This is a genomic window from Aeromonas sp. R6-2 (assembly GCF_040908155.1).
In the GTDB taxonomy this organism is placed as follows: domain Bacteria; phylum Pseudomonadota; class Gammaproteobacteria; order Enterobacterales; family Aeromonadaceae; genus Aeromonas; species Aeromonas schubertii.
The window spans coordinates 1-20,886 of the sequence record NZ_JBFODE010000014.1; the positions used below are offsets into that span (position 1 = coordinate 1).

At 62.7% G+C, this 20,886-nt stretch carries 23 protein-coding genes; 8 read left to right on the top strand and 15 right to left on the bottom strand.

Features of this window, described 5'->3' with window-relative positions; all coding sequences use genetic code 11:
- Window positions 1-206 precede the first annotated feature (206 nt).
- Window positions 207-2,774 carry a bifunctional acetate--CoA ligase family protein/GNAT family N-acetyltransferase gene (locus AB5Y48_RS02250; protein ID WP_368163666.1) on the bottom strand — a complete coding sequence of 856 codons (2,568 nt, stop codon included), beginning with the start codon at window positions 2,772-2,774 and terminating at the stop codon, window positions 207-209.
- A 150-nt stretch (window positions 2,775-2,924) separates the two neighbouring features.
- On the opposite strand from AB5Y48_RS02250, the gene waaF reads away from it, so the two are divergent.
- Together waaF and waaA are read left to right on the top strand one after the other, a co-directional pair.
- Window positions 2,925-3,980, top strand: coding sequence for a lipopolysaccharide heptosyltransferase II (gene waaF, locus AB5Y48_RS02255; RefSeq protein WP_368163667.1), 1,056 nt, complete (start codon window positions 2,925-2,927; stop codon window positions 3,978-3,980).
- Window positions 3,977-5,239: a lipid IV(A) 3-deoxy-D-manno-octulosonic acid transferase gene (waaA, locus tag AB5Y48_RS02260; RefSeq protein WP_368163668.1), complete on the top strand. Its 1,263-nt coding sequence runs from the start codon at window positions 3,977-3,979 to the stop codon at window positions 5,237-5,239. The genes waaF and waaA overlap by 4 nt, the downstream gene beginning before the upstream one ends.
- Before the next feature lie 68 nt (window positions 5,240-5,307).
- Here the strand turns inward: waaA and AB5Y48_RS02265 are convergent, their stop codons facing one another.
- From AB5Y48_RS02265 to AB5Y48_RS02275, 3 genes are read right to left on the bottom strand one after another with little or no spacing between them, the layout of a single operon-like run.
- Complete coding sequence (locus tag AB5Y48_RS02265; RefSeq protein ID WP_050665647.1) at window positions 5,308-6,564, bottom strand: PTS ascorbate transporter subunit IIC; 1,257 nt, start codon at window positions 6,562-6,564, stop codon at window positions 5,308-5,310.
- 36 nt (window positions 6,565-6,600) lie between these two features.
- Window positions 6,601-6,888, bottom strand: coding sequence for a PTS sugar transporter subunit IIB (locus AB5Y48_RS02270; protein ID WP_050665646.1), 288 nt, complete (start codon window positions 6,886-6,888; stop codon window positions 6,601-6,603).
- A gap of 14 nt (window positions 6,889-6,902) precedes the next feature.
- Entirely contained in the window at window positions 6,903-7,346 is a 444-nt protein-coding gene (locus AB5Y48_RS02275) for a PTS sugar transporter subunit IIA (RefSeq protein ID WP_050665645.1), read from the bottom strand.
- Between the two features lie 234 nt (window positions 7,347-7,580).
- On the opposite strand from AB5Y48_RS02275, the gene AB5Y48_RS02280 reads away from it, so the two are divergent.
- The 3 genes from AB5Y48_RS02280 (at window position 7,581) to AB5Y48_RS02290 (ending at window position 9,231) form a co-directional block, all read left to right on the top strand.
- Window positions 7,581-8,600: a LacI family DNA-binding transcriptional regulator gene (locus AB5Y48_RS02280; RefSeq protein ID WP_050665644.1), complete on the top strand. Its 1,020-nt coding sequence runs from the start codon at window positions 7,581-7,583 to the stop codon at window positions 8,598-8,600.
- Between the two features lie 76 nt (window positions 8,601-8,676).
- Window positions 8,677-8,805: a hypothetical protein gene (locus tag AB5Y48_RS02285; protein ID WP_136614535.1), complete on the top strand. Its 129-nt coding sequence runs from the start codon at window positions 8,677-8,679 to the stop codon at window positions 8,803-8,805.
- Between the two features lie 93 nt (window positions 8,806-8,898).
- Window positions 8,899-9,231: a DUF2799 domain-containing protein gene (locus AB5Y48_RS02290; protein WP_050665653.1), complete on the top strand. Its 333-nt coding sequence runs from the start codon at window positions 8,899-8,901 to the stop codon at window positions 9,229-9,231.
- Between the two features lies 1 nt (window position 9,232).
- On the opposite strand, the gene AB5Y48_RS02295 is transcribed toward AB5Y48_RS02290, so the two are convergent.
- Entirely contained in the window at window positions 9,233-9,400 is a 168-nt protein-coding gene (locus AB5Y48_RS02295) for a hypothetical protein (protein ID WP_168929949.1), read from the bottom strand.
- A 76-nt stretch (window positions 9,401-9,476) separates the two neighbouring features.
- Window positions 9,477-9,899 (bottom strand): flagellar basal body-associated FliL family protein, encoded by a 423-nt coding sequence (locus tag AB5Y48_RS02300; protein ID WP_136614534.1) that lies wholly within the window; start codon window positions 9,897-9,899, stop codon window positions 9,477-9,479.
- Between the two features lie 144 nt (window positions 9,900-10,043).
- Here AB5Y48_RS02300 and AB5Y48_RS02305 point away from each other — a divergent pair, with 144 nt between their 5' ends.
- Both AB5Y48_RS02305 and ubiA read left to right on the top strand, forming a co-directional pair.
- Window positions 10,044-10,574 (top strand): chorismate lyase, encoded by a 531-nt coding sequence (locus AB5Y48_RS02305; protein ID WP_050665652.1) that lies wholly within the window; start codon window positions 10,044-10,046, stop codon window positions 10,572-10,574.
- On the top strand, window positions 10,571-11,440 hold the full coding sequence (ubiA, locus tag AB5Y48_RS02310) for a 4-hydroxybenzoate octaprenyltransferase (protein ID WP_060583302.1): 870 nt from the start codon (window positions 10,571-10,573) through the stop codon (window positions 11,438-11,440). Before AB5Y48_RS02305 ends, ubiA begins: the two co-directional genes overlap by 4 nt.
- A 36-nt stretch (window positions 11,441-11,476) precedes the next feature.
- Here the strand turns inward: ubiA and glpG are convergent, their stop codons facing one another.
- The 7 genes from glpG to AB5Y48_RS02345 form a co-directional block, all read right to left on the bottom strand.
- Window positions 11,477-12,307, bottom strand: a complete 831-nt coding sequence (gene glpG / locus AB5Y48_RS02315; RefSeq protein WP_050665641.1) for a rhomboid family intramembrane serine protease GlpG — start codon at window positions 12,305-12,307, stop codon at window positions 11,477-11,479.
- Window positions 12,304-12,627, bottom strand: a complete 324-nt coding sequence (gene glpE / locus AB5Y48_RS02320) for a thiosulfate sulfurtransferase GlpE (protein ID WP_060583305.1) — start codon at window positions 12,625-12,627, stop codon at window positions 12,304-12,306. The genes glpG and glpE overlap by 4 nt, the downstream gene beginning before the upstream one ends.
- 87 nt (window positions 12,628-12,714) lie before the next feature.
- Window positions 12,715-13,416 carry an ABC transporter ATP-binding protein gene (locus AB5Y48_RS02325; protein ID WP_368163669.1) on the bottom strand — a complete coding sequence of 234 codons (702 nt, stop codon included), beginning with the start codon at window positions 13,414-13,416 and terminating at the stop codon, window positions 12,715-12,717.
- A gap of 10 nt (window positions 13,417-13,426) precedes the next feature.
- Entirely contained in the window at window positions 13,427-14,203 is a 777-nt protein-coding gene (livG, locus tag AB5Y48_RS02330; protein WP_368163670.1) for a high-affinity branched-chain amino acid ABC transporter ATP-binding protein LivG, read from the bottom strand.
- Window positions 14,200-15,468, bottom strand: coding sequence for a high-affinity branched-chain amino acid ABC transporter permease LivM (locus AB5Y48_RS02335; RefSeq protein WP_050665637.1), 1,269 nt, complete (start codon window positions 15,466-15,468; stop codon window positions 14,200-14,202). The genes livG and AB5Y48_RS02335 overlap by 4 nt, the downstream gene beginning before the upstream one ends.
- A gap of 82 nt (window positions 15,469-15,550) precedes the next feature.
- Window positions 15,551-16,477: a high-affinity branched-chain amino acid ABC transporter permease LivH gene (gene livH, locus AB5Y48_RS02340; protein ID WP_368163671.1), complete on the bottom strand. Its 927-nt coding sequence runs from the start codon at window positions 16,475-16,477 to the stop codon at window positions 15,551-15,553.
- 66 nt (window positions 16,478-16,543) lie between these two features.
- On the bottom strand, window positions 16,544-17,665 hold the full coding sequence (locus AB5Y48_RS02345; protein ID WP_050665635.1) for a branched-chain amino acid ABC transporter substrate-binding protein: 1,122 nt from the start codon (window positions 17,663-17,665) through the stop codon (window positions 16,544-16,546).
- 417 nt (window positions 17,666-18,082) lie between these two features.
- Here AB5Y48_RS02345 and AB5Y48_RS02350 point away from each other — a divergent pair, with 417 nt between their 5' ends.
- Window positions 18,083-19,087 (top strand): substrate-binding domain-containing protein, encoded by a 1,005-nt coding sequence (locus AB5Y48_RS02350; RefSeq protein WP_050665634.1) that lies wholly within the window; start codon window positions 18,083-18,085, stop codon window positions 19,085-19,087.
- 56 nt (window positions 19,088-19,143) lie between these two features.
- Here AB5Y48_RS02350 and AB5Y48_RS02355 read toward each other — a convergent pair whose 3' ends face one another.
- Complete coding sequence (locus AB5Y48_RS02355; protein WP_368163672.1) at window positions 19,144-19,671, bottom strand: ATP--cob(I)alamin adenosyltransferase; 528 nt, start codon at window positions 19,669-19,671, stop codon at window positions 19,144-19,146.
- Window positions 19,672-19,735: 64 nt separating this feature from the next.
- Window positions 19,736-20,839 (bottom strand): DUF5610 domain-containing protein, encoded by a 1,104-nt coding sequence (locus AB5Y48_RS02360; RefSeq protein ID WP_136614530.1) that lies wholly within the window; start codon window positions 20,837-20,839, stop codon window positions 19,736-19,738.
- Window positions 20,840-20,886 lie beyond the last annotated feature (47 nt).

Below are 20,886 nucleotides of genomic sequence, written 5' to 3' on the forward strand. Positions count from 1 at the left end.
CATGCGAGAGTAGGACACTGCCAGGCACCCAATTTGAAGATAAAAAGACCATCTCGTTTGAGATGGTCTTTTTGCATTTGCAGTTTTGAAAGGCTAGCGAGCCAATAAGAGGCTATCCCACTTGGGATGGCCTCTTTCTCTTAGGGGTTTGCTCACTCTCACCGAGCGACCGCGAGCTTGGCAGGCCCTGGTTTTCCATCCGCGCCTCACGGCGTGTTCACGGCGAGCGGCAGTACCATGCTCACCAGGTTATCCTCCATCGACACCTCTACCTTGAACCCGACCTTGCGCGCCAGGGTGACCATGCCCCGATTGCTTGGCATGGTAATGCCCGAGAGCTGGCCAATTCCCTTGTCGCGGGCGTAGCGCACCATCTTTTCCATCATTACCCGGCCCAGCCCCTGCCCCTTGAGATCGGAGCGTACCAGCACGGCGAACTCGGCATCTTGTCTATCCGGTGTCGACACGGCGCGCACCACCGCCAGGATCTGCTCCTGATAGGGAGGTTCCTGCCCAACGGCGACGAAGGCCATCTCCCGCTCGTAATCGATCTGGGTCATGCGGGCCAGTTCTTCATGGCCAAGCTCTCCCACGTCGGCGAAGAAGCGGCGATAGCGATCCTCGTCGGATACCAGGGAGACAAACTGCTTGTGTGCTGGCTCATCCTCGGGGCGGATCGGGCGCAGCAGCAGGTGGCTGCCGCTACGCAACCAGCCGCCTTCCTCCAGCTCGGTAGGATAGGGGCTGATAGCCAGTTGGTGGGACGAAGCCTCATGGTCCAGGGTGATGGTGGCATCGAGCACCGTCATTCTCTCCCCCTGTGCCAGCAGGGGGTGGAGGTCGAGCTCGTCGATGGCCGGAAAGGCGACCAACAGCTCGGAGAGTTGATAGAGCACCCTGGCCAGTGCCGGTACGTCGAGCGGCTCGGGTCCGCCACGATCGCGAATGCAACCGCTGCCGAGGGCCCCCAGCACCTGATAGCGTGCCAGGGTCTGGTTGAGCGGTGGGAGTGAGGCCACCATCTGATGGGGCTGGCTGCCGGACTCCCCCAACAGGATGACGGGGCCAAACAGGGGGTCACGCTGAATGCGTACCCTGAGCTCGATCCCGCCGCTGCGAGGGGCCATCTTCTGCACCAGTAGACCGTCGATACGGGCGCCCGGTTGGTTGAGCCTCACCCTATCCAGGATCGCATCGGCCGCCTGCGCCACTTCTGCCGGAGTGCGCAGGTTGAGCACCACGCCGTGCACATCCGATTTATGCGCTATGTCGGGAGAGCGCAGCTTGAGCGCCACCGGATACCCCAGTTGATCCGCCGTCAGGGTCGCCTCGGTGGCGTCCCCCACAATCCAGGTATCGAGGGTTTCCAGGCCGGCGGCCGCCAGCAGTGGTCGGGCAAGGTGGGTATCGAGCCGTAGCTGCTGGCGCTCGGCCCCCTGGCGGATCAGGCGGGCGCAGGTCTCGTAGTCGAGTTGGCCTGCCAGGGTGGCGGGGGTCTCCATCAACTGGCGCTGGTTACGGCCATACTCGACCATGTGCATAAAGGCGGCGACCGCACTCTCAGGGGTGCGATAGGTGGGGATCCCGGCCTCATTGAAGAGGCGCCGTCCGCGCTGGGCCGAGTGTTCCCCCGCCCAGTTGGTCAGAATATTAAAGCGGCGTGCCCTGGGGTGGTTTCGCAAGGCCTCAATGATGGCCTGGGCCAGCGCCTCACCTTCTGCGGTGAGAGAGGGGGCGTGAATGATGAGGATAGCGTTGGTCTGCTCCTCATCGAGCAGGCTGTGCAGAGACCTGAGATAGGCATCGATGTCGGCGTCACTACCGATGTCGAGGGGCGGGCAGGCAGACTTGCCGCCACGCTCGGTCAGCACATCCAGCGCCATGTTGGCCAATCCCCGGCCATTGGCGATGATCGCCAGCCGCTCCCCCTTGAGTTGGGGGGCGTGGCTCAGGGTCTCTACGGCGGCAAACAGTTCATGGGTGTCGCGTACCCTCAGCATACCGGCGCGGCGGATGGCGGCATCATAGATGTTATCCGGCGTCCCCTCCCGGTTGTGACGCCCGCTGCGCAGCACCAGGATCGGCTTGTTACGGGCGGCGGCGCGGGCGGCCGACATGAAGCGGCGGGCGTCGCTGACCCTGTCCATGTAGAGCAGGATGGCGCGGGTGGTGCCGTCACGAGAGAGCTGGTCGAGCAGCTCATCACAACCCAGATCGAGATCATCGCCGAGGGAGATGAAGGTGGAGAAGCCCACCTCGTGTTGCTTGGCCCAGTCGAGGATGGTGGTACTGACCGCCGCAGACTGGGAGAGAAAGGCCACTTTCCCCGGCCGGGCGGCGATGGGGGAGAAGCTGGCATTGATGCCGAGATGGGGCATCAGCAGCCCCATGCTGTTGGGTCCGAGCAGGCGTATGCCTGACTGGGCCCGAATGGTTTGCAGGGCGGCCCGCTGCTCAATATCGAATCCGGCGGCGAGCAAGATGGCGGCCCCCACTCCCTTGTGGCCGAGCTGCTCGACCAGGGGGACCACCCGATGGGCGGCAGTACAGATGATGGCGAGATCCGGCACCAGAGGCAGTGCCTCTATGTCTGGATAGCTCAGTACGCCGCAGACGGCCTTGTGGCGTGGCGTCACCGGCAGTATGGCGCCGCGGAACTGCCCGTCCAGCAGGTGGCGCATGATGACACAACCCGCCTTGGCCGGGTTGGTCGAGGCGCCTATGATGGCGATGGATGAAGGGTTGAGCAGACGTTCCAGACCACTGGGCTTCATGGCGATCCTCATGCTGAGTCGGGGCCCACCCAGTCTAGCCTGATTCCATCGGCGGATCTGTGAGCAGATGGGTGGAACTTCTGTTACGCCCCCGCGTCGGGATTGGGGCATAATCACGCCCCAGCAAAGTGAGAAGGCAAGAGTCGGTAGATGAAAATATTGGTGATCGGCCCGTCCTGGGTGGGCGATATGGTGATGTCCCAGAGCCTCTATAAGGCCTTAAAGGCAAACCATCCGGGATGCGAAGTGCATGTGATGGCCCCGGCCTGGTGCCGTCCGCTGCTCGAGCGCATGCCCGAGGTGGACAAGGCGCTCCCCATGCCACTGGGGCATGGGGAGTTCAAGCTGCTGGAGCGACGCCGCCTCGGCAAGCAACTGCGTGCCGAAGGGTACGCTCAGGCCATCATCCAGCCCAACTCCATGAAATCGGCCTTCATTCCCTTCTTTGCCCGTATTCCCCAGCGTACCGGCTGGAAGGGAGAACACCGTTACGGCCTGCTCAACGATCTGCGCAGCAACAAGTCTGCCTTCCCCCTGATGGTGGAGCGCTACGTGGCGCTGGCCTATCCCAAGGGGGAGATGAAGAGCCGTGCCGATATCCCGGCGATTCCCCATCCCTCGCTCTCGGTGGATCTGGTAAACCAACAGGCGGCCCTGGCCAAGCATGGGTTGGATACTGCCCGTCCGGTGCTGGTGCTCTGCCCCGGTGCCGAGTTCGGCCCGGCCAAACGCTGGCCCGAGGGGCACTACGCCGTGGTGGCCCAGCAGCATCTGGATGAGGGGTGGCAGGTGTGGATCTTCGGCTCGAACAAGGATGTGCCGGTGGCCAACACCATCCGCGAGCGGATCAATCCCCTTACCCGTGGTAACTGCCACGTGCTGGCAGGCAAGACCAATCTGCATGAGGCGATCGATCTGATGGCTCTGGCCGAGCGGGTTATCTCCAACGACTCAGGGTTGATGCACATCGCCGCCGCCCTGAACCGCCCGCTGATCGGGGTCTATGGTTCCACCTCCCCTCTCTACACCCCGCCGCTGGCGGAGCGGGTCGAGATCGTCCACACCGACATCGAGTGCCGCCCCTGCTTCAAGCGCACTTGCAAGTTCGGTCATCTCAAGTGTCTCCTCGAACTGCAACCGGAGCAGGTGATCGCCGCCGGCAAGCGGCTCGATCTGCCGGCCGAGCATGAGAAGGGCACCCCATGATCTGGCGGCTGGCGTATAACCTGCTGATCCATCTTGGACTCCCCCTTGCCCTGCTGGTGCTCTACAAGCCGAAGCGGGGCAAACCCGGCTTCGGTGACCGCTGGGCCGAGCATCTGGGACGGGTGCCGCCGACGGGGCAGGCATCGCCCCTCTGGATCCATGCGGTGAGTGTGGGCGAGACCCTGGCCATCACGCCGCTGATCCGCGCCCTCAAGGCCGAGCGGCCGGACCTGCCGATCCTGCTCACCACCACCACCCGCACCGGCGCCGATCAGGCGGCCAAGCTGGGGGAGCTGGTGCAGCATCGCTACGCGCCGCTCGACTATCCCTGGGCGGTGGCCGCCTTTCTCGCGTCGGTGCGTCCGCGTGCCCTCTGGGTCATGGAGACCGAGCTGTGGCCCAACTGGCTGGCCGCCTGCGGAGCCCAGCACCTGCCGGTGAGCATCATCAACGCCCGTCTGTCGGAGCGCTCCTACCGTCGCTATGCCCGTTTTCAGGGCGCCTTCGACACCCTGAGCCGTCCCCTGACCCACCTCTACTGCCAGCACAGGGATGATGCCGAGCGCTTCGCGCGTCTCGGGATCCCGGCCGAGCGGCTGACGGTGACCGGCTCTATCAAGTTCGACATGCAGTTTGGAAGCGACGTGGTCGAAGGGGGGCATGCCCTGCGCGCCGCCATCGGGCCGCGACCGGTCTGGATCGCCGCCAGCACCCATCAGGGGGAGGACGAGCAGGTGTTGGCCGCCCACCGGCAGGTGTTGACGACCCACCCGGATGCCCTGCTGATCCTGGTGCCGCGTCATCCCCAGCGTTTCGATCAGGTGGCGGCCCTGTGTGATAGTGAGGAACTTCCCTGCGTACGCCGCGCTCGTGGCGAGTTGCCCCGGGCGAGCACGTCCATCTATCTGGGGGATACCATGGGTGAGCTACCCCTGATGCTGGGGGCGGCCGATGTCGCCTTTGTCGGCGGCAGTCTGGTGGGGATCGGCGGTCACAACCTGCTCGAGCCGGCGGCACTGGGTAAGCCCTGCCTGACCGGACCCGCCTACTTCAACTTCAGCGACATCACGCGCCAGCTGTTGGAGCAGGGGGGCGCCGAGGTGGTCAGGGATGCCCAGGCTCTGGGCGAGGCGGTCAGCGGGCTGCTGTCGGATGGGGAGCGTCGTCTGGCCATGGGCGATCAGGCCCGCGCCGTAGTGCTGCGCAATCAGGGGGCCCTGGCCCACACCCTCTCTCAGGGACTGGCCGAGCTGGTATAACACTGTCTTGCGAGATAAAGAAACGGAGCGCAGCGCGCTCCGTTTCTGTTTGTCCTGACGGGAGGAGATCAACGGACGATAAGGCCGAGCAGGATCCCTACCACACCGAAGTCGGCATCGCTGAAGGTGGTGTTGGCAAAGCCGAGATCCCCCAGCACCGGCAGCAGGAACACCGGCAGGAAGGTGATCAGCAGGCCGTTGGCGAAGGCACCCAACATGGCGCCACGGCGACCCCCGGTGGCGTTGCCAAAGACCCCGGCGGCGGCACCGACGAAGAAGTGGGGCACCACACCCGGGATGATGACGGTCAGGCCCATCAGATAGAGCAGCACCATGCCCACCAGACCGGCGGCGAAGCTCGACAGAAAGCCGATCAACACGGCGTTGGGGGCATAGGGGAAGACGATGGGGCAGTCCAGCGCCGGCTTGGCGTTGGGGACCAGCTTGTCGGAGATGCCCTTGAAGGCCGGGACTATCTCGGCGATGACCATGCGCACCCCCTGCAGGATGACGTAGACGCCGGCGGCAAAGGTGATCGACTGCATCAGGGAGAAGACGAACCAGTGCTTGCCCTTGGCCACTTCCGCCACATAGTCCGCTCCGGCAAAGAGGGAGGTGATAAGGAAGATGATGCCCATGGTGAAGGAGATGGCCACCGGCGTGTCACGCAGGAACAGCAGGCTCTTGGGCACCTGCACGTCTTCGCTGCTGTGGGCCTTGTTGCCGAACTTGGCACCGATCCAGCCGGCCAGCACGTAAGAGCAGGTGGAGAAGTGGCCGAGCGCCACCTCATCGGAGCCGGTGATCTGCTTCATGAAGGGGTGAGCCAGGGCCGGGAAGAGCACCATGGTGACCCCGACCACCAGGCTACCCACCGCGATCAGGGGGACGCCACTCATGCCGCCGGCGGAGAGGATAGCCGCGACCATCATGGACATGAAGAGGGTGTGGTGGCCGGTCAGGAAGATGAACTTCCACGGGGTCAGGCGGGCGATCAGGATATTCACCAGCATGGCGAAGAACATGATCATCGCCATCTCCTTGCCAAACGACTGTTGGGCGATGGAGACGATGGCCTCATTGTTCGGGACCACCCCCTTGATGCCGAAGGCGTGCTGGAAGATGGTAGCGAAGTCACCGAGGGAGTTGACCACCAGGGTGGCACCCGCCCCCAGGATCACGAAGCCCATGATGGTCTTCACCGTGCCCTTGATGCACTCGGTGACCGGTTTCTTCTGGGCGATGAGGCCGATGAGGGCGATCAGGCCGACCAGCACGGCTGGCTCTGACAGCACATCGAACATCAGGAAGTGAAAGAATGCCATGTTCTGCTCCAGGGGCGGCTGTGCCGCAATAGGGTATTAGAGGGCACCGAGCTCGCGCAGGGCGGTGGAGAGTTTCTCCTTCATGGCTACCTTGTCGACCATGTTGTCGAGGGCAACCAGGCGGCCATTGACGCCCATGCTCTGCAGCTGTTCGGCGATGTCGCGGGTGGCCACAAACAGCTCTGCCTGTTCGCTACCGGCGGAGGCGAGATCCCTGTGGTCCACTTCGGCACTCACGGCCAGCTCCTTGAGGATGCTCTTGATGCTCATCTCCATCATCAGGCTGGTACCCAGGCCATGACCGCATACAACCAGAATTTTCATCGTCTCTTCCTCTGTCAGTAGCGCGCAATGATGCGCTCGATATCGTCGACGGTGACGGCCGCGATCAGGGCGGCCACATCGTCATCATTCATGAACAGCTCGGCCAGGGCGGCGATGGTCTGCACGTGACTGTCGCTGTCACAGGCGGCCAGGGTGACCAGCAGGTGCACCGGGTCGTTCCCCTCAGAGCCAAACTCGACCCCTTGCTTGATGACCGTCAGGCCAAGGCCGAGACGGTTTACCCCGTCTTCCGGGCGGGCGTGGGGCATGGCGATGCCGGGGCCGAGCACGTAGTAGGGACCGAGCGCCTCGTGGGAGCGATAGAGGGCCTCCACATAGGAGGGGGCAATGGTGCCGCTCTCGATGAGCGGGGCCGTGGCGAGCTCGATGGCATGACGCCAGTCGTGGGCCATCGGCTCGATGCGAATGTGTGCGGCGGGCAGCAGGTCTTGCAGCATGATCGCCTCCTGTCAGGGGATGATGGGGGCTAATCTAGCGGCTTGGAGAGGGGCACTCTGTGAGCAAGATCTCAGATGATAGCGTTATCAGGTAGCGCTATCATGATTGTGTGATAGCGCTATCATTTTCTGACCCGGGGGATAGGCGTCAGAAGAGACAGGGATATGATGATCCATGGTCAGCACAGGCGTTTTGCCCTAGAGTAGGCGCGCCATGAGAAAGGATGTCTGAGCATGCCTGATAACAAGAAGCGGCGCGGTACCGGGCGCGTCACCCTCAACGATGTTGCCCAGCTGGCAGGTGTGGGTGCGATGACGGTCTCACGGGCGCTGCGTACTCCCGAGCTGGTCTCGGACAAGATGCGCGAGCGGATCGATGCCGCTGTGGCCGAGCTCGGCTATATCCCCAATCGCGCCGCGGGGGCGCTCGCCTCCGGAACCTCTCACACCATAGTGGTCATCGTTCCCAGCCTGGTAGAGCGTGCCTGTGCCGAACTGGTCGAGGGGCTGCAACAGCCACTGGCGGACGAGGGGTACCAGCTGGTGTTGGGGGACTCCCGCCACCTGCGCCAACAGAGCCGCCAACTGGAGACGCTGCTGCAGTACAATCCGGCAGCCGTGGTTATCTTCGGGGCCCTGGAGAGCCAGGCCGACCGGGAGCGGTTGCGTCAAAGCGGCCTGCCCGTGGTGGAGGTGGGGGCCAAGGTGCCGGATCCGGTGGACATGTGTGTCGGCGGCTCCAACCAGGAGGCCGGCTATCGACTCACTCGCCATCTGATCGAGCGGGGCTATCGCAATATCGGTTTCCTCTGCGCCCGCCAGGAGCAGTGGATGCTTCAGCAGCGCATGCGCGGCTGGCAGCAGGCCATGTTGGAGAGCTACCTCTCGCCGGATATGGTGATCAACACCTCTGAACCCCCCAGCTTCAGCACCGGGGCGGCCATGTTGGGGGAGTTTCTGCTGCGCTGGCCCGAGCTCGATGCCCTGGTTTGTGTCACCGACGAGCTGGCCTGCGGTGTGTTGATGGAGTGCCAGCGCCGTCATGTGGCGGTCCCGGGCAAGCTGGCGGTGGCCGGCTTCGACGATCTCGATGTGGCCGCGGTCTCACACCCTGCCCTCACCACGATGCGCATCCCCTACCGGCAGATGGGAGAGGAGACGGCCGCCCTGTTGCTGCGTCGTCTCAGCGGCGAGCTGGTGGAAGGGGCCCTGCATCTGCTCGACTACCCTCTGCAGCGGCGCGGCTCTACCTGAGATGAGGCCGCTTGCTGGCGCCTGCGGCATTTCGGCTTAGACTTGGATCGCCACCACAACCAAGGGAGAGCACGCCATGGGTGGACACAAGCCGGACTATGACCTCGACGACGAGTGGGAGCCTGAATCCTGGGAAGAGGAGCTCGACGACTGGGAAGATGACGACAGTTGGCAGGACGATGACGACTTTCCCGATGAGAGGTGATCCACGCCGCAGGCGGGCCTTTGGGCCCGCCTGTTTGTTTCCGGCTGGCTCTGGCACAATGGTGAAAGGATGAACAGGGAGGCAGGGAAGGCGATGAGACGACGCGTGATGATAATGGCACTACTGCTGGCCGGCTGTGCCAAGTCGGATGATCCGTGCGAGCGGCAGTGGGATCTGGTAGGGGAGGCGGATGGCAAGATGGGGCTGACCGAGGCCCGGCTTGAGGAGCACCAGACCCAGTGTCCCGAGAAGGTGAGTGCCACTCTATGGCAACAAGGCTATCAGAAGGGATTGGCCTGGTATTGTCGACCGGAACACCTCTATCTGGCGGGTCGGGAGGGGAGTGAGTATCAGGGGGTCTGTCCCAACGATGGGCAGGCGAGGAAGCTGCTGAACCAGGGTCGTCAGGGTTGGACGGATCAGTAGCCTACTCTCTCTTCTTGAGCCGGATCGGCTGACAGAGATACTCCTTGTCACCGGCGCTGCGGGCACACTTGCCGCAGACAAATTTGGGTTTGCGCAGGATCTTGCGCAGGGTACCCAATCCCTCGGGGATATCGTGACGACGCCATTCGCAGAGTGTCTTGCTGCCCATACCCTGATGCCTCTGTGGGGAAGTGGGCAGCATTGTAATCGATTTTCATTGTCATTATCGAATGACAATCTCTATCTCATTGATAGAGAAACTTGGTGAAGATGAGCGCTTTCACCGCCTTCTTGCCGGCTTCTTTGAGCAGCAGCTCGTTCACCTTGTCCTCGCACTCCTTGCGCAGCTCCTCCCGGGTGACCAGTGACTTGATCTGATCCCCGGTCTTGCTGCCGAGCAGGCGGATGATGGTGTCGCGGATCAGGGGATCATTGGTCTCGATAATCTTCTTGTCCCCCTCGTTGGCGGCCATCAGTTCGACCGTGACCCGCACATAACCCAGGGTTCGGCTGTCGCCCAGGTAGTTGGTGATGATGTCCGGATCCAGGGCGTAGTAAGAGATGACGGGAGGGGCCTGGGTGCCGTCGGCAGGCGGCTCATCCTCGGCGTGGACGGCCAGACCGGTCAGCAGTAGCAGGGCGGCGAAGAGGGGGCGAAAGAGAGTCATGATTGGATTCCATCTGCGAGTCTGATTCCATTCTTGTGTTGCTCGCCGGGAGCGTCAAGCATTGATGTTCTTACATTTTTCTATTGATTTACGGATAATGAACCGGTTGTTAACCAAGGCCGGTCATCGCCGGATGGTGAAGTGGTGAATTCCGAGTCGTTTATCCCCCTCGAGCAGTTGACTCCCTGGCAGGATCCGCAGGTGGAGCTACTCCCGCCGGGGCTGGTTCCCTGGCTGCTGGAGAGTGGGTCCCTGACCCGCAGGTTGCGCGAGCAGCTTGCCGATTTCTCCCTGACCTTGCTTGGCTATCGCTCCCTGGCGCTGGATGGGGAGGCGAGTCAGCTGCTGGGAGAGGGGAGCGGTCAGTGCCGCGAGGTGATCCTGCATGGGGGCGGTGCCCCTTGCGTCTATGGCTGGACCCTGCTGCCGGCACGAGCCATGGCGACAGCCCAGCTGAGCGGGCAGGGCGAGACGCCGCTGGGGGAGCTGATCTTCGCCCACCCGCAGGCGCAGCGCAGCCGTCTGCAATTGGCCCGTTTTCGGGTGGCGGCCAATCCCTGGTCTCCTGCCGCCGAACTGTGGGGCCGGCGCTCCCTGCTCTTCCTGCAAGGGGTGCCCCTGCTGGTGCATGAGTTGTTTCTGCCCGGCCTCTTCGATGCCAAGGAGCGCGCGTGAATCTCATCTGCAAGGAGCGCTGGCAGGCCTATGGCCAACTGGCGCGCATCGACAAGCCGATCGGCACCCTGCTGTTGCTGTGGCCGACCCTCTGGGCTCTCTGGTTGGCCGGTGAGGGGAGCCCCGATCCTTGGGTCTTGCTGGTGTTTGTCTGCGGCGTCTTCCTGATGCGTTCGGCCGGTTGCGTCATCAATGACTATGCGGACCGTGACTTCGATGGTCACGTCAAACGCACGGCGGGACGGCCGCTGGCCACGGGACGGGTGAGCAGTCGCGAGGCCCTGCTGCTGTTTGCCGTGTTGGCGCTGATCTCGTTTGCCCTGGTGTTGACCCTCAACACCCTCACCATCGCCATGTCCTTCGCCGGTCTGGTGCTGGCGGTCTGCTACCCCTTTATGAAGCGCTTCATCCCCATTCCTCAGTTTGTGCTGGGGTTGGCCTTCTCCTGGTCCATCCCCATGGCCTACGGGGCCCAGGCCGATGCCTTGCCCCCCCTGGCCTGGCTGCTGTTTGCCGCCAACCTGCTGTGGACCATCGCCTACGATACCGAGTACGCCATGGTGGACAGGGATGACGACCTCAAGCTGGGGCTCAAATCGAGCGCCATCTGGTTTGGCCGTTGGGATCGCCACATCATTGGGCTGCTGCAGGTCGCGACCCTGAGTTGCATGGGGCTGGTCGGGGCGTTGGCCGGTCTCGGGGTGGCCTATTATGCGAGCCTGTTGCTGGTGGCCCTGATGTTCCTGCAGCAGCAGCGGCAGATCCACGGTCGCGAGCGCGAACCCTGTTTTCAGGCCTTCCTCGCCAACAATCGTGTCGGCATGGTGCTGTTTGCGGGGATCGCCCTCGACTACCTGCTGCGCTAAACGCAACAACGGCACCCAGGGGGGCCGTTGTTGTTCTCAGACGTGGTGCCCTCGTCGGTCGAGCCAGGCCTGGGCCAGACCGACCAGCAGGCCCGCCAGATGGGCCAGGTTGCCGATGGGACCGAGCAGGCCGGTAAAGCCCAGCGCCAGCCAGATCAACATGAACCCCATCAGTGCCTGGGGCATCTGGATGCCGCAGTCGGGTTGTAGCCTGCCTCTCAGCCAGCCATAGCCCAGCAGGGCATAGACCACGCCGGAGAGGCCGCCGAAGTAGGGGCCGCTGGCCATAAACTCCGCCGTGTTGGAGAGGGCCCCCGAGGCCAGGGCCAGCACCAGTAGCTTGCCACTGCCGATGCGCTGCTCGATCTGGCCGCCCAGATACCACCACCAGAGCAAATTGAACACCAGGTGCAGCAGCGACAGATGGATCAGGCTGGGGGTGAAGAAGCGCCATGCCTGCCAGTCGGTGAAGTGGGTAAGGTCCGGATGGAAGGCGAGGAGATCGAAGATGGGCAGGCCGATCGCCTCCAGGGCATAGATGGCCACGCAGGCGATCAGGATCACCAGGGTGAGTGGCCCCGCGTGGTGCAAGAAGTCGGTCAGGGGATCGATCACGCCCTTGCTGTAATCGATGCGGGCATCGGCCCGACCGCTCTGCCAGGAGGCCTCCATATAGCGGGGGTGATTGGGTTCGGCGAGGAAGCGCTTCACCTCCTGTTGGGCCTGGGCCAGACGCGCCTCGCTCACCAGCCAGATGGTGACCCCCAGCTCGGACTGGGTCAGCTCGCAATTGATGCCCAGGGTCCCCAGGTAGTCCACCAGGGCCTGGGCCATGCGGGCGTTGTCGAGGACCAGCAGCTGAATCATGCCTCACCCGCCTCCACCGGATAGTCACGGCGCCACGCCTCGAAGCCCCCATCCAGGCTGTAGACCTCCTCGAAGCCCTGTTGCAGCAGATACTGGGCGGCGCCCTGGCTGCTCACTCCGTGGTAGCACATGACGATGACCGGGGTCTCGAAGTCGGTCTGGTTCATAAACTGAACCAGGCTGCCGTTGGTGAGGTGAAAGGCCCCCGGGGCATGGGCGGCGGCAAAAGATTGGGGATCGCGGATATCCACCAGGCGCGCCGCACCGGCACTCAGCTTCTGGTGGGCGTCGGCGGGGGAGATGTGGGCAAATTGATCCATGGAGGTGTCCTGTCGGTTGCATTGGCTGCCAGTGTACTCCATGGAAGGGGCCATAAAAACGGGGAGAGCCTTGGCTCTCCCCTGCAATCATCCTCCCAGATAGGCCTGGCGTACCGCCGGGTTGGCCAGTAGTGCCGCCCCCGTGTCCTCCAGCACCACTCGCCCGTTCTCCAGCACATAGCCGCGGTCGGCCAGCCTGAGCGCCTGGTTGGCGTTCTGCTCCACCAGGAAGATGGTCATACCGGCCTGGCGCAACTGCTCTATGGTGTCGAAGATCTGCTGGATGATGATGGGAGCCAGGCCCAGGGATGGCTCGTCGAGCAGCAGCAGACGCGGCTTGCTCATCAGGGCGCGGCCGATGGCCAGCATCTGTTGTTCACCGCCGGACATGGTGCCGGCCCGCTGGGTGAGGCGTTCGTGCAGGCGCGGGAAGAGGGTAAAGACCTGATCGAGCAGGGCTCCCTGTTCCGATTTGTCGACGAAGAAGGCCCCCATCAGCAGGTTCTCCTCTACCGTCAGGCGGGCGAAGATGCGCCGCCCCTCGGGGACGATGGCGATATCCTTGCGCATGATGCGCACCGAGCCGAGGTGAGTGATCTCCTCCCCCTCGAACCAGATGCTGCCGCTGCTCGGGATGGGGTCGCCGCACAGTGTCATCAGCAGGGTGGTCTTGCCGGCCCCGTTGGCGCCGATCAGGGTGACGATTTCTCCCTGACCCACCTTGACGCTCACGTCGTGGAGGGCCTGGATTTTGCCGTAATGGGTCGATACGTTGCGAAGCTCTAACATCTTATTTTCCTTACGACTCGCCCAGATAGGCCTTGATGACGGCCGGATTGTCGCGCACCTGCTGCGGGGTGCCATCGGCCAGGGGGGTGCCCTGGTTGACCACGAAGATGTGGTTGGAGATTCCCATCACCAGCTTCATATCGTGCTCGATGAGCAGCACCGACACGCCAAACTCGTCACGCAGGGAGACGATCAGCTCGTCGAGCTCGTCGGTCTCTCTGGGGTTGAGACCGGCGGCCGGCTCGTCGAGCATCAACAGCTCGGGGCGGGTGGCCATGCAGCGGGCAATCTCGAGACGGCGCTGCTGGCCATAGGCCAGGTTGCCGGCGCTGCGGTTGGCCAGATCCTTGAGCCCCACCTTTTCGAGCCAGAAGCCGGCCTGGTCGAGGGCCTCGCGCTCGGCGCGGCGAAAGGCCGGAGTCTTGAACAGGCCGGCGATGAAGCTGGTATTGAGATGGCGATGCTGGGCAACCAGCAGGTTCTCTACCGCCGTCATCTCCTTGAACAGGCGCACATGCTGGAAGGTGCGCACCACCCCCTTGCGGGCGATCAGGTGACCGGGCAGTCCCTGTATCTCCTCGTTTCGGTAGCGGATCACTCCGCCACTGGGCCGATAGAAGCCGGTCAGGCAGTTGAAGATGGTGGTCTTGCCAGCCCCGTTGGGCCCGATCACCGAGACCACCTCCCCCTTCCTGACTCTGAGGTTCACGCCGTTGACCGCCAGCAGACCCCCAAAGCGCATCGACAGATCAGATACTTCCAACAACATATTCTGATGAGTTCTCATTTCTTCAACTCCAGATGCGGACGGGTCATCGGCAGCAGCCCCTGGGGGCGCCAGATCATCATGAAGACCATCAAGAGGCCGAACATCAGCATGCGGTACTCGTTGAACTCGCGGGCCAGCTCGGGCAGTACCGTCATCACGATGGCGGCCAGCACCACCCCGATCTGGGAACCCATGCCGCCCAGCACCACGATGGCCAGCACGATGGCCGATTCGATAAAGACGAAGGACTCCGGGCTGATAAAGCCCTGGCGCGCGGCGAAGAAACTGCCGGCAAAACCGGCGAAGGCGGCGCCTATGGTGAAGGCGGTCAGCTTGATGATGGTGGGGTTAAGGCCGAGCGACTTGCAGGCAATCTCATCTTCACGCAGGGCCTCCCAGGCGCGCCCCAGCGGCATGCGCAGCAGGCGGTTGATGATCACCAGGGTGACGACTACCAGCAGCAGCGCCATCAGGTAGAGGAAGATCACCTTGTGGTTGGCGTTGTAGGTGATGCCGAAGAACTCGTGGAAGGTGTCCCAGCCGCCATCCTTCACGGTGCGGTTGAACTCCAGACCGCCCAGGGTGGGCTTGGGGATGCCAGAGATGCCGTTCGGGCCGCCGGTCAGGCTGGTCATGTTGTTGAGCAGGATGCGGATGATTTCGCCAAAGCCCAGGGTGACGATGGCCAGGTAGTCACCCCGCAGACGCAGCACCGGGAACCCGAGGAAGAAGCCAAAGGTGGCTGCCAGCAGGCCGGCGATGGGCAGGCACTCCCAGAAGCTCAGTCCGAAGTAGGTGTTGAGCAGGGCATAGCTGTAGGCACCGACCGCATAGAAGCCGACGTAGCCGAGATCGAGCAGGCCGGCGAGCCCCACCACCACGTTCAGCCCCAGCCCCAGCATGATGTAAATCAGGGTCAGGGTGGCCAGATCGATGGCGCCGCGGGAGGCCATGAAGGGCCAGCTCACCGCAAACAGCAGTACCAGCACGGCGGTGAGGTTATAGAGTTTTGGCGCCTCTTCGGGGCTTGGCAGCACCAGCTTGGTGAAGCCGACCGAGAAGCCGCTGATGGAGGCCTGGAACAGCCTGGATATCTGGCCGCGCAGCATCTGGAACCAGAACACCAGGGTGGCACCACCCAGCAACCAGGCCAGTGACACGTCGAGCCGGCTCACCACCAGCAGGCGGGTGCCGTCGGTCTCCAGTTTGAAGCCGAGCAGCCAGAAGGAGAGCACCAGCAGTACCAGGCTGGCGATACAGGCATGAATGAATTGACGTTTCATCATACTTTCTCCACTTCCGGACGACCCAGGATGCTGCGTGTGGACATGAACAGCAGCGCGAGAGCATGCATAGATTGGTTTTTCATACCTTCTCGACCTCCGGGCGACCCAGGATGCCGGTGGGCATGAAGAGCAGCACACCGATGAGCAGGGCAAAGGCCATCACATCCTTGTACTCGGTGCTGAGATAACCGGCGGTCATCGCCTCGACCACGCCGAGCAGCAGGCCCCCCAGCACGGCACCGGGGATGCTGCCGATGCCGCCCAGGACGGCGGCGGTGAAGGCCTTGAGGCCGGCCATAAAGCCGAGATAGGGGTTGATCACCCCGTAATACATGCCGAGCAGCACGCCGGCGACGGCGGCCAGGGTGGCACCGATGACGAAGGTCACGGCGATCACCACGTTGGTGTCGATGCCCAGCAGGTTTGCCATCTTGATGTCCTCGGCACAGGCGCGGCAGGCGCGCCCCATGCGCGAGCGACCGATGAACTGGGTCAGGGTCAGCATGGTCACGAAGGTGACCACGAAGATGATGATCTGCATCCAGGAGAGGGAGGCCTGGAAGCCGTTATCGCTACCGAGCTCGACCCCGCCGGTGATGAGCGCAGGCATGGCGATGTCTCGCGACCCTTGTGCCATGCGCACCAGGTTCTGCAGGAAGATCGACATGCCGATGGCGGAGATGAGGGGGATCAGCCGGTTACCGCCGCGCAGGGGGCGGTAGGCGACCCGCTCTATGGTCCAGCCATAGCTGCCGGTGATGATGATGCTGATGAGGAAGGCGGAGCCGAGCAGCAACACTGTGCTGTCGATCCCCATCATCATTAGGGCGGCCATCACCATGAAGGCGACGTAGGAGCCGATCATATAGACCTCGCCATGGGCGAAGTTAATCATGCCGATGATGCCGTAGACCATGGTGTAGCCGATGGCGATCAGGGCGTAGGTGCTGCCGATGGTCAGCCCGTTGAGCAACTGCTGGACAAAATAGAGGAGGTGTTCGGACATACTGCGTTCCCTGTACGAGCCCGATGATTGGAATCGGGGTGGCCGAAGCCACCCCGTTGGCGCGACTTACTTGAGCTGGGTAGAGGTGCCGTCGGCGTGCCACTCGAAGACGCCGAACTCGAAGCCCTTCAGGTCACCGCTCTTGGCCCAGTTGAGCTGGCCCATGACGGTGTCGACCGGCATGCCCTTGATGGCGGCCGCCACGGCGGCCGGATCCCCATCACCCGCCTTGGCGATGCCGGCGGCCAGGGTCTGCACGGCGGCATAGGTGGTCCAGACGAACGGACCGGAGGAGTCCTGACCCTTGGCCTTGAACGCCTCGACCAGCTTGGCGTTGGCCGGCTCCAGGTCATACTTCTTCGGCAGGGTCACCAGCAGCCCCTCGGAGCCCTGGCCGGCGATGGCGGAGATGTCCTTGTTACCGACCCCCTCCGGGCCCATGAACTTGGCCTTGAGCCCCTTCTCATGAGCCTGGCGCAGGATCAGACCCAGCTCGGGGTGGTAGCCGCCGTAGTAGACGAAGTCCACGTTCTGTTTCTGCAGTTTGGCGATCAGGGCGGAGAAGTCCTTGTCGCCGGCGGTGATCCCCTCATAGGCCACGACCTTGACACCCGCCTTGTCCAGCGCCGCTTTCACGCTGGAGGCGATCCCCTCACCGTACTGCTTCTTGTCGTGGATGACGGCCACGTTCTTGGGTTTCACCTGCTCGATGATGTACTTGGCGGCGGTCGGTCCCTGGTCGCTGTCGAGACCAATGGTACGCAGCACCAGCTGATAGCCGCGCTCGGTAATCTTGGGGTTGGTGGAGGCCGGGGTGATCATCAGCACGCCCTCATCCTCATAGATGTCGGAGGCGGGCAGGGTGTTGTCGGAGCAGAGGTGGCCGACCACAAACTTGACGCCGTCGTTGATCACCTTGTTGGCGACGGCCACCGCCTGCTTCGGATCGCAGGCGTCGTCATAGATGACGGCTTCGATCTGCTTGCCGGCGATGCCTCCGGCCTGATTGATCTGCTCGACAGCCATGCGGCCACCGGTGAACTGCATATCCCCATACTGGGCCACCGGGCCTGTGACCGGACCGGCGATCCCGATCTTGACGGTATCGGCGGCCATGGTGAGGGTTGAGGCGCCAAAGAGGGCCATAGAAATGGCGGCGCGAACGGCTGATCTGCTCCAATTATTCATCGATTCGTCCCTTAATCAGTTGATTATTTCAAGTCCGACCGACATCCCCTCTGATCAGACATACCCTGTTTCTATCATCCCGACGGTAGCGGGGACAAGCGGTTCAAGATGCTGAATTGAAAGCACAAAAGCATACTCAACCAGTGTAAGGGGTCATTATTTGAGACTTGAGTGGGTTTATATTCTGCATTAGGCGCCAATGCAAACAGTTGTGTTGTTAATATGTTAATGTGCAGTATAAAAACGCGCCAGCCAGGAGTCTGATTTTGCTCCCACTTTAGCCAAATAGAGTTTGCGCAAACGATCCCCCCGGTCTAGATTGGCAAATCATGAAAAATCGTTGGCAGTTCCCGCGAACATCAAGCCTTTATGCGGGAAATCTGCTAATGTTCCGCCTTTGACATTCAGGAGACTGAGATGGCCACCATCAAGGATGTCGCCGCTCGAGCCGGCGTATCCATCTCCACCGTCTCGCATGTGCTCAATCACACTCGTCGGGTCAGCGAAGATGCTACCCAGAAGGTGCTTGAGGCGGTGGCAGAGCTTAACTACGCCCCCAATTCGGTGGCGCGAAGCCTCAAGGTCAATTCGACCAAGACCATCGGCATGTTGGTGACCACCAGTGCCAACCCCTTCTTTGCGGAGGTGGTGCAGGGGGTGGAAGCCTACTGCTTCGAGCAGGGCTATAGCCTGATCCTCTGCAATACCGAGAACCAGCCCCCCCGTCAGCGTCATTACCTGCGCATGCTGATGGAGAAGCGGGTGGATGGTCTGCTGGTACTGGGAACCGATATCGACAGCACCCTGCGCGACATGCTGCGCAGCTACAAGAACGTGCCACAGGTGGTGCTCGACTGGGGTACCGAATGCGACTTCGCCAACGTCATCAATGACAACGCCCGTTCCGGGGCGAGCATGGCGACCCGCTACCTGCTCGAGCAGGGGCACACTGATATCGCCTGCATCACGGGTCAGCTCGGCAAGCAGACCACCCAGCAGCGTCTCGACGGGGTGCGCGATGCCCTGGGTGAGCGGGGGCTCACCCTCTCCGAGGCCCGCATCTTTGAGGGGGACTACGAGAGCCAGAGTGGTTTCGATCAGATGCAGCGTATCCTGGCCCTGACCCCACGGCCGACCGCCGTGTTTGCCTTCGACGATCCCATGGCGATCGGTGCCATCTGTGCCGCCTGGGAGGCCGGGGTCAAGGTGCCGGATGACATCTCCGTCGTTGGCTATGACGACGTGGAGATGGCGCGCTTCTCGAGCCCGCCGCTGACGACCATTCGCCACCCCAAGGCCGAGCTCGGCCAGATGGCGGTGCAGCAGCTGGTGGGCCGGATCCGCAACAAGGAGCTGTCGGTAGAGTCCTTCACCGTCGAGCCCGAACTGATCATCCGACACTCGGTCAAGACCGTGAAGTAACTGGCACCGAGTGCAGAGAGGGAGGCCTGGCGCCTCCCTCTTCTTTTGTCCGGCGGTCAGTAGTTGATGCTGACGTACTCCACCTCGGGGATCCCCATCTCTCCTTTCACGTGGACACAGAGGACGAAGAAAAAGTTGGCCAACAGGTTGGCAAAACGATAGAGGATGGGATCGAACGCCACGCCATCCTCTTCCAGCCGCACCAGCAGCCGCACCACCTTCTTGGCGCCACAGCGGCACAGGTGCAGGGTCGGGATCGGCATGGGGCCACGGGGTAGTACGAAGCCGGTCACCCGTCCACGGTTGGCCTCGTTATAGTGGTCGTAACGCCCCTTGAGCCAGTCGAGGTCGTTCTCGAAGATGCCGAGCCGTCCGCGTACCGAGCCGTTGAGGTTGTAGATGAGTCGTTGCAGTTGGTCGAGATCGGCCGCCACCTCTTCCACCCCGGCCGGCAGCATGGCCATCACGGCCCCGACCTGGGAGCAGAGTTCGTCGGTGGCTATCTCATAGTCACACTGGAGCCGGGTCTCGAAGATGAAGGGATAACAGAGTTCGCGCTTGTCGCGCGGGCGTTTCGGGTTCATGGGATCGGATCGCTGCTGGGTGGTCAGCCAGTGTGCCAGCCCCGTCGGGGGCTGGCAAACCGGTTCAACCCATCAGGTGCAGGGCATCGAGCATCCGCTGGTTAAAGCCATTGAAGCGCTGGAGCTGCTCCTGATCCCGACCCTGGGCCGTTAGCACCGACTGGGTGAGGCTCTGCTGGCTGGGGGGCGGCAGTGCCTCGTCGGCCTGACTCTGCCACTGCTGGAGTTTGGGCAGGTAGTCGGCCAGGGGTTTAAGCAGATCCTGCAGGGAGTGATCTCCCTGGTAAGCCAGGTTGACCCGGCTTTGCTGTTTCACCTTGAGGCTGAAACTGGCCAGCTGACTGTCATCCAGTTGCAGGTCGCCCAGTTGATCGGGGATGGCATCCAGATTGCCCGAGAAGAAGGAGTGGGCCAGGGTATCGAGCCCCTTGATAAGCTGGCCTATGGCTCCCGTCTCTGCCTCGCTGAGGTTCCCCTGCAGGGAGAAGCTGAAGCTTTGGCTGTATTGGAAGCTCACCTTGCTGCCCTGATCGCTGCTGCTGGCCTGGAATTGCCAACTGTCGTTGAAGCGCAGCACCACCTTGTCCCCGTCCCGGGTCTCGATCTCGAGGGAGCCCTGCTGCCGGCTGGCGAGCTGGGCGGCAGCCATGTCGGTCGCCGAGACCTGGCCGAAGAACTCCTTCTCGAACTGGTCGAGCCCCTCCTGAATCAGTTTGTAGCTCTGATCGATACCGGTTTTAATGTCCTCGTTATCGGTGGCGAGGTCTCCCAGCATCTTCCTGGCCTGCTCGAAGCCCATGTCGACCCCCTTGCGGGCCTGCTCCATCATGGTGCCGAGTTCGTCATCTCCCTTGCCGTCGGCCCGGGCGGCACCCAGTCTCCCGGTGACGAAGGAGAGCACATTCTTGGCCACCTCCTCGAAGTCAAACAGGGTATCGGGCGTGACCTCTTCGGTCTGCTTCGGTGCCTGGTAGTGGCCGCCGTTGATCTCGAGGCTGAATTGCAGTGCCTGCTGCACCAGCGCCTGCGCCCATCTGGGGCGTCCATGAAGGGAGACCTGGTCACCTTGATCCCTGGGCGATTCGGCCCTGGCTGCTCCCTTCTCCCTGCTCTTGTTGGCAAGGTCGGTGCCGGCTGCGACCCCCTTGCCCACTCCGTCGATTTGCATGGCGTTATCCTCCCCCGCATGCCCCCGTGATCCTGCTATCGGCGCGT

Coding starts and splice junctions, on each gene's coding strand:
- AB5Y48_RS02265 (WP_050665647.1), bottom strand. CDS start 6,564: ATGGCATTCTTTCACTTCCTGATGTTCGATGTGCTGTCAGAGCCAGCC.
- AB5Y48_RS02355 (WP_368163672.1), bottom strand. CDS start 19,671: ATGAACCCGAAACGCCCGCGCGACAAGCGCGAACTCTGTTATCCCTTC.
- AB5Y48_RS02280 (WP_050665644.1), top strand. CDS start 7,581: ATGCCTGATAACAAGAAGCGGCGCGGTACCGGGCGCGTCACCCTCAAC.
- AB5Y48_RS02335 (WP_050665637.1), bottom strand. CDS start 15,468: ATGAAACGTCAATTCATTCATGCCTGTATCGCCAGCCTGGTACTGCTG.
- livG (WP_368163670.1), bottom strand. CDS start 14,203: ATGAGAACTCATCAGAATATGTTGTTGGAAGTATCTGATCTGTCGATG.
- glpE (WP_060583305.1), bottom strand. CDS start 12,627: ATGGATCAATTTGCCCACATCTCCCCCGCCGACGCCCACCAGAAGCTG.
- AB5Y48_RS02360 (WP_136614530.1), bottom strand. CDS start 20,839: ATGCAAATCGACGGAGTGGGCAAGGGGGTCGCAGCCGGCACCGACCTT.
- livH (WP_368163671.1), bottom strand. CDS start 16,477: ATGTCCGAACACCTCCTCTATTTTGTCCAGCAGTTGCTCAACGGGCTG.
- waaA (WP_368163668.1), top strand. CDS start 3,977: ATGATCTGGCGGCTGGCGTATAACCTGCTGATCCATCTTGGACTCCCC.
- AB5Y48_RS02295 (WP_168929949.1), bottom strand. CDS start 9,400: ATGGGCAGCAAGACACTCTGCGAATGGCGTCGTCACGATATCCCCGAG.
- AB5Y48_RS02325 (WP_368163669.1), bottom strand. CDS start 13,416: ATGTTAGAGCTTCGCAACGTATCGACCCATTACGGCAAAATCCAGGCC.
- AB5Y48_RS02270 (WP_050665646.1), bottom strand. CDS start 6,888: ATGAAAATTCTGGTTGTATGCGGTCATGGCCTGGGTACCAGCCTGATG.
- AB5Y48_RS02250 (WP_368163666.1), bottom strand. CDS start 2,774: ATGAAGCCCAGTGGTCTGGAACGTCTGCTCAACCCTTCATCCATCGCC.
- AB5Y48_RS02290 (WP_050665653.1), top strand. CDS start 8,899: ATGAGACGACGCGTGATGATAATGGCACTACTGCTGGCCGGCTGTGCC.
- AB5Y48_RS02350 (WP_050665634.1), top strand. CDS start 18,083: ATGGCCACCATCAAGGATGTCGCCGCTCGAGCCGGCGTATCCATCTCC.
- AB5Y48_RS02275 (WP_050665645.1), bottom strand. CDS start 7,346: ATGCTGCAAGACCTGCTGCCCGCCGCACACATTCGCATCGAGCCGATG.
- AB5Y48_RS02285 (WP_136614535.1), top strand. CDS start 8,677: ATGGGTGGACACAAGCCGGACTATGACCTCGACGACGAGTGGGAGCCT.
- AB5Y48_RS02300 (WP_136614534.1), bottom strand. CDS start 9,899: ATGACTCTCTTTCGCCCCCTCTTCGCCGCCCTGCTACTGCTGACCGGT.
- waaF (WP_368163667.1), top strand. CDS start 2,925: ATGAAAATATTGGTGATCGGCCCGTCCTGGGTGGGCGATATGGTGATG.
- glpG (WP_050665641.1), bottom strand. CDS start 12,307: ATGATTCAGCTGCTGGTCCTCGACAACGCCCGCATGGCCCAGGCCCTG.
- AB5Y48_RS02345 (WP_050665635.1), bottom strand. CDS start 17,665: ATGAATAATTGGAGCAGATCAGCCGTTCGCGCCGCCATTTCTATGGCC.